This window comes from Pradoshia sp. TA40_28, from assembly GCF_059694525.1.
The window spans coordinates 330,782-346,990 of record NZ_JCATZO010000004.1; the positions used below are offsets into that span (position 1 = coordinate 330,782).

A 16,209-nucleotide genomic window follows, 5' to 3' on the forward strand; every position below is an offset into this window, starting at 1 on the left:
TTAACAACCTATATGAGTCAGTTCTGTATAAGGCAGCATTAATTGATTTACTGTGTCAACTTAGTATCAATGTACTCTTTAAATTCCAGCAGTTCTTTTTCTTCCGGCCTCTTGCCATCCATTACCTTTTGTACCGTTTCCGCTACTATTTTAGGCAGTGTATTAATGGCCCACTGACCCGCTTCCTGCTTAGAAGTTATGATGTCTGCTTTTATATACCAATACACCCTAACCATATTTAACACACAATACTTTGGATCATCCTCTATGTTGGCAAGGCACTCCTGATAATCTGCCAGTATAGAAGAACGATAATCACTTTGTGGTACTTCCGGGAAGACTTCTTCAATCGGAGGTCCATCAAGACAAATTCCACGTCTATGGAGAATTGTGATATGAGCAGCTAAATCCGAATTTTTTAAGTCAACTTTATTCAGATAGTCGTCTGCCTTCTCTTCATATCGATCCCTCCACTTTTCACTGTAATGGAAATCATACGGACAAGGATGCTGCCAATTCTTAATTTGTTCTTTGTTTAAAATACTGACTTCAACTGGAAATGGTTTTCCGGAAATGGACAAGAAATAATCAACAAACTCTTTTTTAATTTCAACGGGTAGTGGTTCTTCAGTCACTACGATAAGATCAATGTCACTGGATTGTGGATTAAACCCATCCATAGCTAATGAACCATGAAGATAGAATCCCGTAAAATTATCTCCCAAGCTGCCTTTTATTTGTTCTAAAATCTTAGACACATAGTCTTTTATTTCAATTGTGCTTGTTTCCCATGAATAAATCATACTAAAACCCTCCAATGAATGATTTCTGTACTACTTTTACTCTACTTTTTTCACGGAATGTTGCCATCTTGCCAATATCAGTAAGCAAGTTCACTGGCTTCTACAAGAAAAATATTCCATCCCTATAAGTAAACAGTATTACAAAAACAACCAAATATCCATTAGAGATTTTATGAAAGGGCTTCTAAATATACTCAAGTCGTCTATACGGACACAAAAGCGTCAAACCATTTTATTTTTTCGGCTCTATTCATAATCATTGTTGTTAACAATCTAATAAAAAGAGACAGCTTTCCGCTGTCTCCCTAATTAACTGCATATCTGTCAGTTTAATATAATCAAATAGTAGCTACACGTTGTAAACTGAATTTCACCTCAGCCAGCAACTCTTCAACTAGTAAAGTTACTTGTTGAATACTCTCGTTGTCTACCAATTGTTGTGAAGCATCAAAGTTTCGCATGTTAACGATCACTTGTTCTGTCAGTGTGTTGGCATGAAGACTTCGTAAAATTAAACGCAGCTGGTTAAGTGCATTAAAACCTCCAATTATTCCATCTTGAGCAGCAACAATTGCTACCGGTTTTTTCTTAAAATGATCAATTCCTAAAAAGTCTAAAGCATTTTTTAATGCACCACTAACGCCATTATGGTATTCAGGAGTGACAATAAAAAATGCATCTGCTTTTTGCGCAAGACTTACTAGTTTATTAACAGATGTATGTTGATACTGTGATTCTTCCATTTTAAAAATCGGTAGCTCTTCCCTGCGCAAATCGTATAAATTTACCGCAACATTCAGACTCTCCAAATGTTTTACTACTTCTCTGGAAATTCCAAAACTATTCGATTGTTCACGAGCACTACCATTGAATAACAAGGATATTCATTATTCCAAAACCTTCCTTTTATATATATATATATTTACAATATTATTTATTTTAGGTTAATTACTTAACCTTGTAAACAAATACCTTACCACCGACAGCTATACAAACAACAATATCTAAGAACAAAGCCATAATTTAAATTGGGGATCGTAGAGATGATGGATTTAGAAAACGTACAAAACCATTTATGATTTTATTGATCTCGATAACTTTCGCTATGGGGAATATGAAGGCAATCAATATATCATTAGAAAAATAAACCATAACCACATTCAGATTGAAGATGAGGTAGCAACAGAGAATACGAAAGTACCCAGTGTCGAAACATTTCAAAAAGGGTACCTTCTGCATAAGTTGAGACAGTTTAAGGATAAAGTTCCGAGGGACTGAATAACTAGCCTATTTTATTATTTGCCTAAACAACCTATAACCTTTTCCTTTCGACCTATAAAAATAAAGCTTTCAGATATGATATTATAGACAAAGAAAAAACGATAAAGGATGTATGAAGAATGAAGAAAAAAGTAAAAGTAGTAGGAGCCGTTATGGAAAACGAAAAAGGCGAAATCCTCTGCGCTTTACGTTCTCCTGAAATGACACTACCAAACCTATGGGAGTTTCCAGGAGGAAAAATCGAAGAAGGGGAAAAGCCTGAAGAAACGCTAGTAAGAGAAATTGAAGAAGAACTCGAATGTCGAATTGAAGTAGGCGAATTAGTGGTAGATATCGTACATGAATACCCTACCTTCATCATTAACCTTATTACATATAAAGCGAAAATTACAAACGGTACTCCTATTGCAACAGAGCATGCTGAATTAAAATGGGTACCACTAAAAGACTTAAGAAATCTAGAATGGGCACCGGCTGATGTGCCAACTATTGATGCATTATTAGCCTAGTAAATAAAACAAGGGAAGTGAATGATCACTTCCCTTAATATTTATACTTTTTTCGTAAACTCCGTATACAAACTAGCCGGAACTTCATGTTCAAGTTCCATTAGAACAGTAATAGGCTTTTCTCCCTCAAACTTCACCGTATTACCTCTACCAATATATATATATGGTTCTGTTTTCCCATCAATCATTTTATACTTCCTTACAAATAAATGCAGTGTAACCCCTCTATCTTTATTAAAGACAATATTTTTGCCCCGATCAGATGAAGGCGCTGTGCTATTCGGCGTTTGCCACTGGAAATAGCGCTCACTAATAAATTCATCGTGATAATTAATACTATCCTTAATATCCGCTTCCTTATGCAAATCAATAAACAGGAAGTAATCATTACCGTTAGCTAGTAAACCTGATCCCCTAAAGGCACTGTGACTCTTCCGATAGTTAGATAGCAAAGCAGCATCAGCCATTTGGTATTGTTCATACAGCTTGAAATGAGGAACTCCATAATAGTCTTCTTTAAATTCTTTTTCATAACGGAAAATTCCATAATGAATGATATCTTCTATAAATGGTCTATATTTCTCATTGTCTAAAAGACGTTGATAAGCTGGTGTTTTCGTCAACTGTCCATTCTCAAATGAAAATAATTTGAAATTTCGCTTTTTTTGAGCTGGATCGTAATAATCTTGATTCCAGCATTCAAATGCATGCAAAACACTATCCTCATCTACATCCTTCACATGCTTCAAAATCTCTTGTTTGGCAACGTCTAAAGAAAGCTGATCATAATCTAATAAATATCTCGCGATCACAAATTCATACACTCGTTTAAGCGGCAGCTTACTAGATAGTTCTTTTAAAGCTCCTTCAAATGAATCATCTAATAACAGATTCCTTAGATGTTCATTCTTTTCCACCTTAGCTACAAACAATAAGTACGTCTTCTCTCGATCAATAAATTTAATCGGATCAGGAGATCCATCATACTTCATGTAATCCATTAAATACATTGGGATATGACCATTATTCATTTTCTTAAATTCAAAATACTCTTCTTTCAAATACTTTAAGGAATGGAAGTTTTCCTTATCAATTTGTGCTAAGATGCGTTCCTGCGAAATTTTATCCATCTGAATATGCGTACAGCCTGGAATATTAGCAAAGCCTGTAGCGATCGCTACCTTCAAACTTTCCTTATCATAATAGCGGCTTCCATTTAGTGCGATTGCAATCAAGAACGTTTTACTATGGTTACCGATAAAATCAAGCACCGTTAAGAAATTCTTATCCTTATATTTACGGAGGCCTCGACCAAGCTGCTGAATAAATACAATCGGTGAATTTGTAGGTCTCAGCATAAGGACCGTGTTAACAGAAGGAATATCAACACCTTCATTAAAGATATCGACCGTAAAGATAAACTCTAATGCATCCTTGTCATCTTCCAATCTATTAATAAGTGCTGTACGTTTATCTGATTTATCATCACCAGATAAATAAACACTTGGATAGCCCCGCTTATTAAATTCCTCTGCCATAAATTTAGCATGCTCGACCGTTACACAGAATCCAAGTCCCTTTCTTGTAAGCCCATCAAAGCCATAAAAACTCATTTTCTCAATGATAAAGTCAACACGTTGATTAACCTTTAATCGCTTCGTGATTTCAACCACATCATCAATATCCACATCGCTCAAATCCACTTCATCGATATCTGTGATTCCAAAGTAGTGGAAAGGAATAACTAAATCATCATCAAGCGCTTCATGTAAACGGACCTCTAAAGCGACATTATTATCAAACAGATCAAACACATTTTGCTGATCACTACGTTCTGGAGTAGCCGTCATTCCTAACGTAAATTTAGGATTAAAATACTCAAAGATTACTTGATAACTAGGACTAGTCGCATGGTGAGCCTCGTCAAAAATAATATAATCGAACTCATCTGGTCGATAATCTTGGTAGTACTTTGAGATCGTATTGATCGTAGCAAAAAGATAATCAGCATCTATTTGTTTGGTATTCCCTGTTAATAAGCCAAAGGATAAGTTCTCATTAGGCAGGAGCTTTTCGAATGTCTCCTTCGCTTTTTTTAAGATTTCTTCCCGATGGACAATAAAGAGTAATCTCTTCGGCTTAAAGGCTTTGACATCAAACGCAGACATATACGTTTTTCCTGTACCAGTCGCCGCAATTACCAATGCCTTCTTTTCTCCATAGGAACGAATCCGTTCTAAATTCTCCATAGCACGTCTTTGCATTTTATTAGGGGTGATATACTCTGCTTTCTCATAAATGAATGATTGATTATTAGTGAAATCACTCAATTTACTCAAAAAGTCCTCATACTTAGCAATAAAGGCATCATCCGCTTGAGTACTACTATTCCAAAGAACATTATATTCATTTAATACATCTTCAATGAATTTTGTATCTTCCTTCACAATCATTTCCACATTCCACTCAATATTACTCTTCAATGCGCTCTGAGTAATATTCGAGGATCCAATAATAATTTTATAAAAGTCCTCATACTCAAAAATATAGGCCTTCGTATGAAATCCCACTGTTTTATCTGTCTCAAAAACCTTCAAATGTATATTTTCAAATTCATTAATTCTTTTAAGCGCCTTAACTTCCGTAAAATTCAAATAGGTAGAGGTAATAATCTGCCCACGAACCCCTCGATCCTCAGCCTCTTTAAAAGCATCTAAAAGAAGCTGCAAACCGCTAAAATTAATAAACGCCACACTAAAATAAAATCGTTTACATTGATTTATAGACGAAATCAGTTCATTTAACAAATTCCCTTTATCCGAATTAACAATAAGCTTCTTCTCGATTTTCATGGGTGACTCCTGACTGTTGAATGTAGTAAAAGTGTAACACTTATAAACATAATACCACATAAGTAAATAATCAACTTATACATTAGTAGCTAATCTACCATGCAAGGCCCCTCAATTTCCTATATTTGGATTATAAAATCCGGAACAATTATAGAACCTAGATATTAAAAATAATAAAAAAGAAGCTTTTCATAAGTTCTTTTACCTATGAAAAGCTTCTTTAATTGTTTATGTTGGCGATTAAGAGAACGAACAAACACAAGGAATCGTATCATCCGGCTGGAACAAAAATTTCTCTACACCTTGAAAATCCATATCTTCACGATATTGTTTTAAGGTATACGGCCGCCCATTTTTCTTTAATATGGAAACATCTTTCTTAAAATGTTCACGAAAGCGGTTCTCCATATCCTCCTGCTCTTTATATTGTTCTGGCCAAATGGCATACAGTGTCGCATAGTGTTGAAAACCTCCACGAACACATCGTCCACCGCAATTGGCATGGGAGAATCCATTTATACCTTTTTTCACTAATTTTTGTGCAAGAATATTATCTTCAAGCTTTGCAGCCTCAATTGCAGCTGTATACATTCGAGGTAACTTAATACCCCATTCATACTGTATTATTCCCTTTGCATCAATATCTTCTCGTAAGGTTTCTATTAATGGGAACCTTGTCTCAATAGGTTCTAATGGGAAGTGAGCATAAAATGAGCGAATTCCTGCAGCCTTACGGATATTCATATCTCCGCTATTCTCTTCTACAATATTTTCTCGACGTTTTACATGACTGTCATCTCGACGATGTTTTTCATGTGGAGCAATACCAAAGTATAAAATAGGCTCAACTTTTTCATTATCACGAAGCTCTTCTAAATATATCAAAGTCTGACGTACTTTTAACTCTTCAGAGCATTTAGCTAAACGTGAATTACCTAAATATCTCATATCAAAAAACACTTCTTCTGGTGTACGACCATCTAGAACTTCCGTAATCTCTAAACCGACATATTCAGCAACTTCATCCATAAAACGTAAATTATCTTCATCTTCCCATAAAGTGTTAGTGAAAAACAATTTACAATTCTCTCTTCTATAAGCTTGAACCATATAATAGGATACGTAAGCACTTCCAGCACCACCTGAGAACATTGCAATGTGAACACGTCTTCTCTCAGATCGAGGTAAATCAATACCCCATACATTTAAAATTTCATCCTTAATATTCACTTTATCTGCTAAATGTTCAATAGTGAATCTCACTTGTACTCCAGGTAATAATTGTTCAAACAAGCTTAACACTTCAAAACTATCATTCCAATCATTTTCTACACTCTCAATACAAATTTTATTTTGTCCTTTTAAAATTTTCGGTGTAATTGGTAAATGTATTATTACATTGGATAAATTTTCATACGTAGCCTTTATTTGCTCAGCAACTATACTCAATTTAAAAGTAATATTTTCATCAATATTTGTGTCTATTATTTTATCAGTTTGTAAAGATAAATTTGATGTAATCAAATCTACCCCTAATTTTTCGGCTACATTACTCATAAATAGCGCATTATTTAAATAAAGTGGCTCATCAGAAACATCACTAAATAAATCTACAAAAAATAATTTAATTGAATTTGACTCATATTTTTTTTGAAGCATTTTAATTGTGTATGCACTATAAATTCCGCCAAAACCAATTACAACATGCTGTTCCATTACTTCACCTCTTTATTCAATATAATCTTTTGTTAACAAATAGATCATATATTCAATTTCATTATTAGGAATACTTCTACCAGCATTTTTTAAAATACGATCGATATTAGAATAAACTGTTTTTGCCTTTACCGAAAACTCAGTCTTGGTAATAATTTTTTTATCCTCACCAATTATTAATACAACGGAATTCGATTTACTTTCTAAACCATTCTTCGAAGAATCGAATGTTAATTCTTTAAAGCTTTCCGTTAACTCTCCTACAAACTTTTCAAACGTTTTATCTGACCAGTCTTCTAAACGAACACCAGTGAATAATTCGATAAACTCATCAATCCATATAGGACTAGATTCTGCATAATTTAAAGCTTTAACAAGATCGTTAGTTTTTTTATAGTCTTCATACTGCTTTAACCATTCAAACAACCCTTCACGGGAATTAATCGAGGTAATATCCTCTAAAATTTCTATTACTATTGACCGTTTACTATAAATTAATTGTTCAGCATATTTCTTTACTGCACGTAATGTTTCTATATCACACCCAAATATTTCAAATAATTCATTCAAACTTTGTTGAGGTTTAACTTCAGTTTGTTTAATTAATCTACGGAGCTTATCAAATTCATCTGATACATCATGAGAAATTTGTACATAACGTGGCAATGAACGTAACCATTTTACTAGGGTACCACAAGTCTGAATCAATCGAGAAACATTTTGTCCCACAAGACGATTTTCATTGAATTCAGCAAAAATTTCATCAATTTGATTATAGAATTTCAAGTGTTCATTAGCAATTTTCTCATATGAATATCTATAGTTTTCTGCTCCTTCTTCCTCTAAAATTTCATATAGTTTATCACCATTTAATCCGGGTACGAAAATGTCATTTCTATATAACATAAATTCGCTCCAACGATCTCGTAGTAACGCTACTAATAATAAAGGTACCACTGGTTGACGAATTCCGTATGGTGATGTTGTAAATATTTTAATCAAATCAGCAAAGTTTCCAATCGGTTTTCGTTCTAATTGTTCCAAAATATCGTTGCGAAGTTTAGCATATGGCTCGTAATTAATGTTTTCATAGTCCTTCGTATGGATATTGGTTTCAAAATGTCCATTATTTTTAAATATAGCTGCATAAATTGCATAAGCAGGTCCGGTACCTGAAATTCCAAATTGCGGTTCTTTAGGTTGTTCTAAAATACCATTAATTAATTGTTTTGCACCTGCTTTTTGTTGTGATGATAGTTTCATTCTATTGAAAAGATCATTAACAATCTTAGGAGTTAAAGGATATAAATTAAAACACAACTCAGATAGCCATTCAGACATTTCTTTATCCGTTTTTGGATTTATTGTTTTATTCACATTGTGCCATAGTAAATCCTTATCTAATCTTTGGAGTTTATTGATATACTTTGAAATTCCAAAAATCGCTTCTCTTTGAAGAATTTTAATTTCTTCTAGAATTCCTTTATCCTCTGCCAATAAATTTTTATCCAACATGAACATTTCTAAAATAGCAGCATTTATTAATTCTGTTTTAATTGTTTTAACTGAATCTGGATGAATCACAAAGATTTCTTTTTTGAAGCATTGCATATTACGAATATATTCTAATATTTTTTTCGGACCTGTATTATCAGGAATAATGTAATAAATATTTATATCGTGATGATTATTTATTTTTCGATACTGATTTAACTTTTGCAATTCAGAATTTAAAATTAGAGTTACTTTTGCAAATCGAGTCATTTCAACTTCATCATTATAGTAATTCGGGAAAAAATATTTTGCTTTGCTGTTTGCAAGCAACTCTTTTCTAACGAGTTCTTGATTTAATACAAACGTTTTCTTCTTATCAGCAATTTTTTTCTGTAAGTCAACAAAACTACCAGTATGAATTTCCCAAGCAGTAATAAGTGGGTTGAATCGAATAGCCTTAACTTCTGATAAGTATTTCAGTGCATAAGACAACTCATCTTCTTCTATTAACAAAGCAAATCGGATAAATTCAGTTGTTAACTTTTGGTGCACAGTTAAATTACATACTTGCCAGAGAGAGATGAATTTTAAAATTGCCTCGGCTAAAGAAATATCAATTTGTGTGCTATCAATCCTAGATAAAGCTTTACGATATAAAATAAATTGTTCAGTTGCTACATTACTTATATCACCGTCATCTATGGTAGTAAAAAAATAATCAAACAACTTGTATGGTGAATAATAATCTGAACTCTTCGAAATGTGATTTTGAAGTCCACCAGTTTCTTTACTTTCTAAAAATGTAAATAACGTACGCTCATTTTGACCGAATACACTTGAAAGTTTGGGTAGTAAATATACAGTGACTGGATGAACTGGATATAGTGATTCTATAACTACTCTTTGACGATCCTCTACATTTAAAATCGGAAATAATGAAAATGTTTGAATTCCTTTTGTCATTTGTGGGATGAGTTTAGTATTGATATTTGGCTTTTTTTCTATATTTTCACTTAAAATAACTTCTGCAATTTTCAAAAATGTTGCTTGGTCACTAGAGATGGTGTATTGCCTTAAACGTTTTTCTACCCGTTGGAATTCTCTAGCGATTTCATCATTGAATCCTGTGAAGTATTGTCTTAAATTTTTGTGCGTTATCAATAAAACATGCAAAGCTTTTTCACGATCTGCTATTTCAGCTAAATCTTGAATATCTTGCATTGTTTCATTCATTAATTCATTCGGTAAGCCTTGCAAAAATCGCCCAAATTCATCGTAAATTACAATGAACCCTAACTTGTTTTTATTTGCTACAGTTAATAAATATTCTAATTTTTGAAGAAATCCGTCTCCATAATCTACTTCAAATTCAGCTCCAGAAGTCAATTTCGGATAAATTTCACAGAACCATTGAATTGTTGCTTCATCTTCCTCAACAATTTTTTTATATAAGTCTTCTATTTTGCAACCGCTATTTATTGCTGATTTTTCAAATTGTTCATACGTTAATGGGAAGTTGTCTTTCCACACATTAATTGATTGAATAATTCTAGAAGAAATACCTGGTAAAACTACCTCAATTCCTTCATTGTGAATTGATTGCACAATTCCTTGAATAATGGACTTTCTAAAACGCCCCTCATTACCGCTTAAAGCTATTGGAATGTATTTTACTTCAGTATTGTTAGCTTGTTGAATCTTATCAGCAATTTCATCATTAAAGTGCTTAAATTTGTTCGTCAACTTCTCAACGCTATTTGTTTGTTTTGACATTAACGTACTAACAACTGTCGCTAAAAGAGACTTACCGGTGCCATAAGCTCCTACAATGATATGTGAACGGTTTCCAGTTCCTAAAAAGCCATCTAATAATCCATTTAAAGCTTCCGTATGTGATGGAGTTGGGATATAACGATTTACAAATTCGTCTTTACCGATATCAAATCTAATATTTACACTGGTTTTAAATGTCATTTTTTTCACCTGATCTTTTTTATAGCTTAGCTTCCAAAAATTCTAATGCTGAAATACGAGGAACTTTAACATTATCTAAATTATTTGTACGTACATATTCTAAAGGATATTCTTGATCTGAAGTTAAAGAGTTTAATAAATCAATAGCTTGAGATTTTGAAATGTTAAATACTTTCCCCCATAACGTTTCGTGGTTCAAAATCTCTTCCAATTGAATAAATTCCACTTTTTCATTTTGAGCATATCGAATTAATAAATAGTAAAATGCTGTTAAATCATTGTAATTATATTGAACTTTATTTTTCCGAATTAACTCGCTTCTCTCCCCCGAGCGTTCTTCTTTAATCAAATTTAGTGATGTAAAAGGACTAAAGATTGAATCTTCAGGGTCATTTTCATCTGCCTCTTTCGTATATAACTGAATTAAAACATCAATATCACGTTCTAATGATTTCTCCGAAACAGGCTTTGATTCTTTTTCATCAACCCAAAATTTGAAAGCGGCTTTTAGATTTGCTCTTGAAGTAACCGTTTCTTTATATTTAGTAAAGAACCAATTAAATACTGTGGCTGTATCTCCAATATTTAATAACAGTTCTGAATGTAAAATCGCGATTGTTGATTGTTTTTCTAACAGGCGATCCTTATTAAAAATGATTTCTCCTAGCTGAGTTAAATGATGAGTTTTATTATCCTCATAAACCAAATTCAGAGCTGTCAACCAAAATCTCAAAGAACGGACCATATTTTTTCCGAGTCCTATTTTCTCAAAATTATCTTTTTCGTAAAAAAATGTAGGAGAATTTTCTACATGTTTTAAACCTTTACTAATCCATTTATTCCTTAAGTAGAAACTTTCATGTCTTCCGTAAGCCATTATTTCCCTCTCTTGTCTTCTGGTCTCATTACCCAGAAGTAATATAAATTAAAAATGTATAGTTATTTTTCCTCTGGAGAGTGCCTCCAGTGTTTATTATAACAATCTTCAGCTGAAATTGCGAATATACATTCGTAAATCCAAAAAAAAGATTGTTCTAATTATTAATGCAATTCCCTAATCAAAACCCTAACTTAATTATGATAATTAAAGCCAAAGCATTAAAGTAAGCATTAATAAGAAATGATTATATCAAAAATTTCATTATACAGATATAATAATCAGTAGCTTTAGGGTGTAAAATTAAACTTCCTCTTTATGAGTAAAATTATTGCTAATATAAAAACGGTACATGTAGGTACACGATGAAAGCATCTATAAATCCGATTTGCCCAATAACCTAGTAAAACTTAAAGCAAGAAGGCAGGAAACCCCTGCCTTCTTGCTGCTTTAAATTAAAATTAACTGCTGCATCTTTTCTAATGCTTCTTTTTTTTCTACTTGAGTTAGATTGTTAAACATACTAATAACGGCTTCAACATTTAACTCATGCATTCTTAATTCCACAACATATGTTATTTCTTCTAATTTTCTAATAGATTTTTCGGTTAAATAGCTTGGTGCATTTTTTATATTATTTATCCAATTTGTACATTCTTGAGCTGACCATAGATTAATTTCTGACCTATCTACCAAATACTGCTTCAACCATTCAATTTCTTTTAAAGAAAATCGTTCATCAATCTCTGCTTTATAATTATCCAAAATTCGGACAAAATCAACCTCAGATTCGATTTCACTCCATTTACGTTTTAAAATCTCGAATTCTTGTTGCACTTCGAAACGATTATCTTGTTTTAAGTTTACCGCTTGTATATCATTCAAGAAGTTTTGAATATTATTGGCAGCTTCCTCAATTCCTTCACGATCCATCTCATTAATATCTTTATTTAAAATTGTTTTGACTTTTTGGAAAAAGTTTTGGCATTGACTCAATGTCTGTATATCATATATTGTTTCGTAAATTTCCCCAACCTCATCATTTAAAGCTTTTAACGCTTCTTTAGCCTGTTCAATAACTTTTTTTACTTCCGATACACATTCTTGTTTATCTTGTTGTTGTAATTTACTCGAATCTATTAACGGAAGTAACTTTTCACCTATATGTTGTATTTCAGTCAATTTAGAATACCCATGAAACGGTTTAGGCGTATATTTAGAAACAAAATCATTGACCTTATCTTGAATAGGATCTAAATTATCTAAAATTTGTTCAAGCTTTGTAATCAACGCTTTTGCTTCAGTTCGATAATTGTACTTATTTAATGAATCTATTATTTTTTTTACCCACTTTTCGAAACTAGTAGCTTGGCTTCGAGATTGACACCTCAAATTTTTCAAAAAGTACGGGAAAACCTCAACTAAATGTTTATGAGCTTCTTCTTCTATTTTCCTTGCATCATCTAATTGCGAAGCATTATAAATATATTTTTCTGATTCACCGATATAACTTTGAATTTCTTCTGTAGTGTCTAAGATCTCAAAAACAGTTCGGATATCATCCTTTTTATTTTTCAGTTCTGACAATTTATATTTTATTTGACCAAATTTCTTAAACGTTTGGTCATACAGATTGTTACCTTCTTTAAGAATCATTTCCATATTAGTAACTTTATCTTCTAATTCCACCGGAATATCTTCTTCAACTTTTAATTCATTAAATTTTTCAAATAAATCTTTTGCTACTATTACATCAGTATTTTGTACTGCTTTTTTATATAAGCTTAAAAACTTATTAGCAGACTCCTCTGGCTTGACCTGAACAACCCTAGTATCAAACATCACTTTTATATTAACGGATTTATCTGTGAATACTTTTATGGACCATTCATCTAAACGTATACGGCTATTTCCTATTAGAATCTTTGTTTCTTCACGCCGAGACGCTAAGAATACGGCTATAAGAAGTGAAACAGCATAATCATTAATACCATATGGCACTATTTGATATTTTTCGAAAATAGATTGTATTTCAAATCCACCTTCAGTCTCTAACAGTTGATCCCACTCACTAAATATGGATTGAACCTTTGGATTTCGCGGGGCAATTAAATTATAATCATCATTAAGAACAGCCCAAGATTCTAATGACTTTTGATATAGCACTGATTCAATACGACCTTTAATATCTGCGCTTTCTGCATGGATAGCTTGGTAAATAACATTCGAAAGAATAATTCGAGATATACGAGATAAACCTTTTTTAGCTTTACCTAATGATGAATGAGCAAACTCTGTATATGAAAACGGAATTACTCGTGTATATAATTTCTCAAATAATTCATTTGTAAAATTCAATAAGCGGGTTGGCACTTTCTCCATTTTTTCTGATGTTAAGAGTATTCGTTCACTAGCTAACTCTCGATACACATCTTCCAATACAGATTGAGATTTTACTTGGTAATCATTAATAAAGCGAAGGTATTTATCGTTTTCTTGCTGAGTAAAACTTTTAGAAAGTCGATATTCTGCTACAGCTTCATAAAATCTATTTTCTTTATCATCTAGAATGAAAAATGCGATGGGTAAAGTATCAAACTTCTCTTCTTTTAATATTTTCTGGATTATGGATAGTTTTTCGGAATTAATATTATTAGGTACATAAACCCAAATAATCTGGCCCTTAGCCTTATCAGGTTCCAAAGCTTCTAGATGTGTCATTTTTATCTTTGATAAGCCACGATAAGTTAAATCATTTACATGCATTATCGTTTGTGTAAACTTCCATTCACGTGTCCTAATGAAATGCTGTTTACCAAAAGCTGGTTCAATTTCACCAAGTTGCAGTTCATCATTTAGCCCAACATCAAATACAGAAGACATATCAATTTCAAAATTACGTTTCTTTTTACGTAATAACAATTTGAAATCATTCACACCTATTGCGTCAGCAATAAAATCAAATACATTTGCAACTTCGTCGTATGCTAGAACACCAAATTGTTCTTCTAATAGCGAAACTGATGATTCAATTTCACGAATAGAAGTGTCAGAAATATAAGCAATTAATTCTAATGTTTCCGACCGACTGTGAGTTTTAAAACGTCCGATTCGGCTGATCAAAATGGCTGCTAAAGTTTCCTTTACACGCTCATTAAATTTATCTCCATATTTAGTTAAGATCTGATTATATAAAATACAGTATTCACTTTGTTTTCGACCTTCTTGCTCAGCAGCCAACAATTCGTTGAAAAATTCTGAACGAATTATACGAGTTGATGGAATTAAAATTAAATCTCCAAACTCACTCACTTGCCGATCTGTTAAATCATTAATCATACTCTCTAAGAAAGTTAAAGTCGAACGTTGCTGTAACCATGATGATAAATTTGATAACACCCAAGTAGTTAACGGATGTAACGGATAAATCCCCTCTAAGACTACCTTTTTAAAATGCGAATAATTACTCCAAACACTGGAGCTCCCAGCATCAGGTAACCATTTCATAAGCTTTTTATGAAAAAGTTCCCACTCATCATCATTCTTTTTAATTTTATTTGTAACCAATTCTTGAAACGCATTTACATTTTTACGTTCAATTAGATTTGCGAAAATCGTTTCTAAATTTGATGATAAATGTATTTTTTCACTAGATTCATATCTACCAACATAACGATTAATATTGGCCGTACGATCTACACGAGTTAAATAAGATTTTAAATCAGATTGAATGAAACCTAAAAATACAATCTTATCATCTGCATTTTGTACTGCTTCATAAATCTGTTGTAGCGCTGCATCAGATGCCTTTGTTGGATTATTTGAAGCAAATTCAATATAACGACCAAACTCATCAAAGAAAACAATCACTTTGTTGAACGGTTCACGCTCTCCACACATTTTATCTGCAATTTTTTCAAGTACATCTCCAGCTGATACTCCTTCATCCCATCTAATATATGTACCGTTAATTTCTTTATAAACTTTGTTAATTACTTCAAAAACTTCAGAATCAGAAAGTATATTTTCAATTAAGTATTCTTTTAAATTTAACTTTGCATCTGAATTACTTAAAGTTGTAGCAGCCGTTTCATATTGCGTTTTAAAATTATCAAATGTATTTTCTACAAATACTCTTGCAATATCATAAGATTTTGTTAATTCTTTCAAAAACTCTGTATCAATATTTTGTTCATTTAGAGTTTTTTGTGTTGCATTAAGTATTTCATAGTTCAAGTTAAAATCACGCATACCATTTAGCATTAAAACTAAGTTGGGCTTTAACTCATGTTTTGCAACTTGTTGTGCTATATCGCTATCGACTGATTGTAAATTATTCAAAATGACATTTTGAGCTTTAGTATTACCACTTAAAAAACTAGCCATTGCCACGGATAAATGTGATTTGCCTGTTCCATATGGAGCAATCGTCAGGAAAAAATTAGAAAGTGGACTATCACCATAAATTTTATCAACTAAAACGTTCATAAAAGAAGCTGTATCTAATAACCTATGACTTTTGATTGCAATTTCGTCTGATGAAACACCAAAATATTCTGGTCCATGAAACACAAAACTACTAGCAACATCATATTGTTTTTGTTCATTATAAAACCAATCAACTTGAACCGCACCATTGAAATACAGTTCTTTTTTAAAACGAATTATATCTTGGAATTTAAACATTTGAGCTCCCTTCACTT

Annotated in this window: 8 protein-coding genes; 1 reads left to right on the forward strand and 7 read right to left on the reverse strand. The window is 32.3% G+C overall.

The window, feature by feature from the left end; translation table 11 throughout:
* Positions 1-47: 47 nt before the first annotated feature.
* Both AC58NB_RS07625 and AC58NB_RS07630 read right to left on the reverse strand, forming a co-directional pair.
* A complete protein-coding gene (locus AC58NB_RS07625) occupies positions 48-803 on the reverse strand; it encodes an aminoglycoside adenylyltransferase domain-containing protein (RefSeq protein ID WP_497426228.1) in 756 nt (251 codons plus the stop codon).
* Between the two features lie 338 nt (positions 804-1,141).
* Positions 1,142-1,681, reverse strand: a complete 540-nt coding sequence (locus AC58NB_RS07630; RefSeq protein ID WP_497426229.1) for an NADPH-dependent FMN reductase — start codon at positions 1,679-1,681, stop codon at positions 1,142-1,144.
* A 522-nt stretch (positions 1,682-2,203) separates the two neighbouring features.
* On the opposite strand from AC58NB_RS07630, the gene AC58NB_RS07635 reads away from it, so the two are divergent.
* Positions 2,204-2,593, forward strand: coding sequence for a (deoxy)nucleoside triphosphate pyrophosphohydrolase (locus AC58NB_RS07635; protein WP_497426230.1), 390 nt, complete (start codon positions 2,204-2,206; stop codon positions 2,591-2,593).
* A 41-nt stretch (positions 2,594-2,634) separates the two neighbouring features.
* Here the strand turns inward: AC58NB_RS07635 and AC58NB_RS07640 are convergent, their stop codons facing one another.
* The 5 genes from AC58NB_RS07640 to AC58NB_RS07660 form a co-directional block, all read right to left on the reverse strand.
* On the reverse strand, positions 2,635-5,445 hold the full coding sequence (locus AC58NB_RS07640) for a DEAD/DEAH box helicase (protein ID WP_497426231.1): 2,811 nt from the start codon (positions 5,443-5,445) through the stop codon (positions 2,635-2,637).
* A 240-nt stretch (positions 5,446-5,685) separates the two neighbouring features.
* Entirely contained in the window at positions 5,686-7,161 is a 1,476-nt protein-coding gene (locus tag AC58NB_RS07645) for a hypothetical protein (protein ID WP_497426232.1), read from the reverse strand.
* A 12-nt stretch (positions 7,162-7,173) separates the two neighbouring features.
* Complete coding sequence (locus tag AC58NB_RS07650) at positions 7,174-10,629, reverse strand: DUF6079 family protein (RefSeq protein ID WP_497426233.1); 3,456 nt, start codon at positions 10,627-10,629, stop codon at positions 7,174-7,176.
* A gap of 19 nt (positions 10,630-10,648) precedes the next feature.
* Positions 10,649-11,506: a DUF4007 family protein gene (locus AC58NB_RS07655; RefSeq protein WP_497426234.1), complete on the reverse strand. Its 858-nt coding sequence runs from the start codon at positions 11,504-11,506 to the stop codon at positions 10,649-10,651.
* 450 nt (positions 11,507-11,956) lie between these two features.
* A complete protein-coding gene (locus AC58NB_RS07660; protein ID WP_497426235.1) occupies positions 11,957-16,192 on the reverse strand; it encodes a hypothetical protein in 4,236 nt (1,411 codons plus the stop codon).
* Positions 16,193-16,209 lie beyond the last annotated feature (17 nt).

What these genes read in the sequence shown, in the direction of transcription:
- AC58NB_RS07625 (WP_497426228.1), bottom strand. Translation starts at nt 803, where the DNA reads ATGATTTATTCATGGGAAACAAGCACAATTGAAATAAAAGACTATGTG.
- AC58NB_RS07635 (WP_497426230.1), top strand. Translation starts at nt 2,204, where the DNA reads ATGAAGAAAAAAGTAAAAGTAGTAGGAGCCGTTATGGAAAACGAAAAA.
- AC58NB_RS07640 (WP_497426231.1), bottom strand. Translation starts at nt 5,445, where the DNA reads ATGAAAATCGAGAAGAAGCTTATTGTTAATTCGGATAAAGGGAATTTG.
- AC58NB_RS07645 (WP_497426232.1), bottom strand. Translation starts at nt 7,161, where the DNA reads ATGGAACAGCATGTTGTAATTGGTTTTGGCGGAATTTATAGTGCATAC.
- AC58NB_RS07650 (WP_497426233.1), bottom strand. Translation starts at nt 10,629, where the DNA reads ATGACATTTAAAACCAGTGTAAATATTAGATTTGATATCGGTAAAGAC.
- AC58NB_RS07655 (WP_497426234.1), bottom strand. Translation starts at nt 11,506, where the DNA reads ATGGCTTACGGAAGACATGAAAGTTTCTACTTAAGGAATAAATGGATT.
- AC58NB_RS07660 (WP_497426235.1), bottom strand. Translation starts at nt 16,192, where the DNA reads ATGTTTAAATTCCAAGATATAATTCGTTTTAAAAAAGAACTGTATTTC.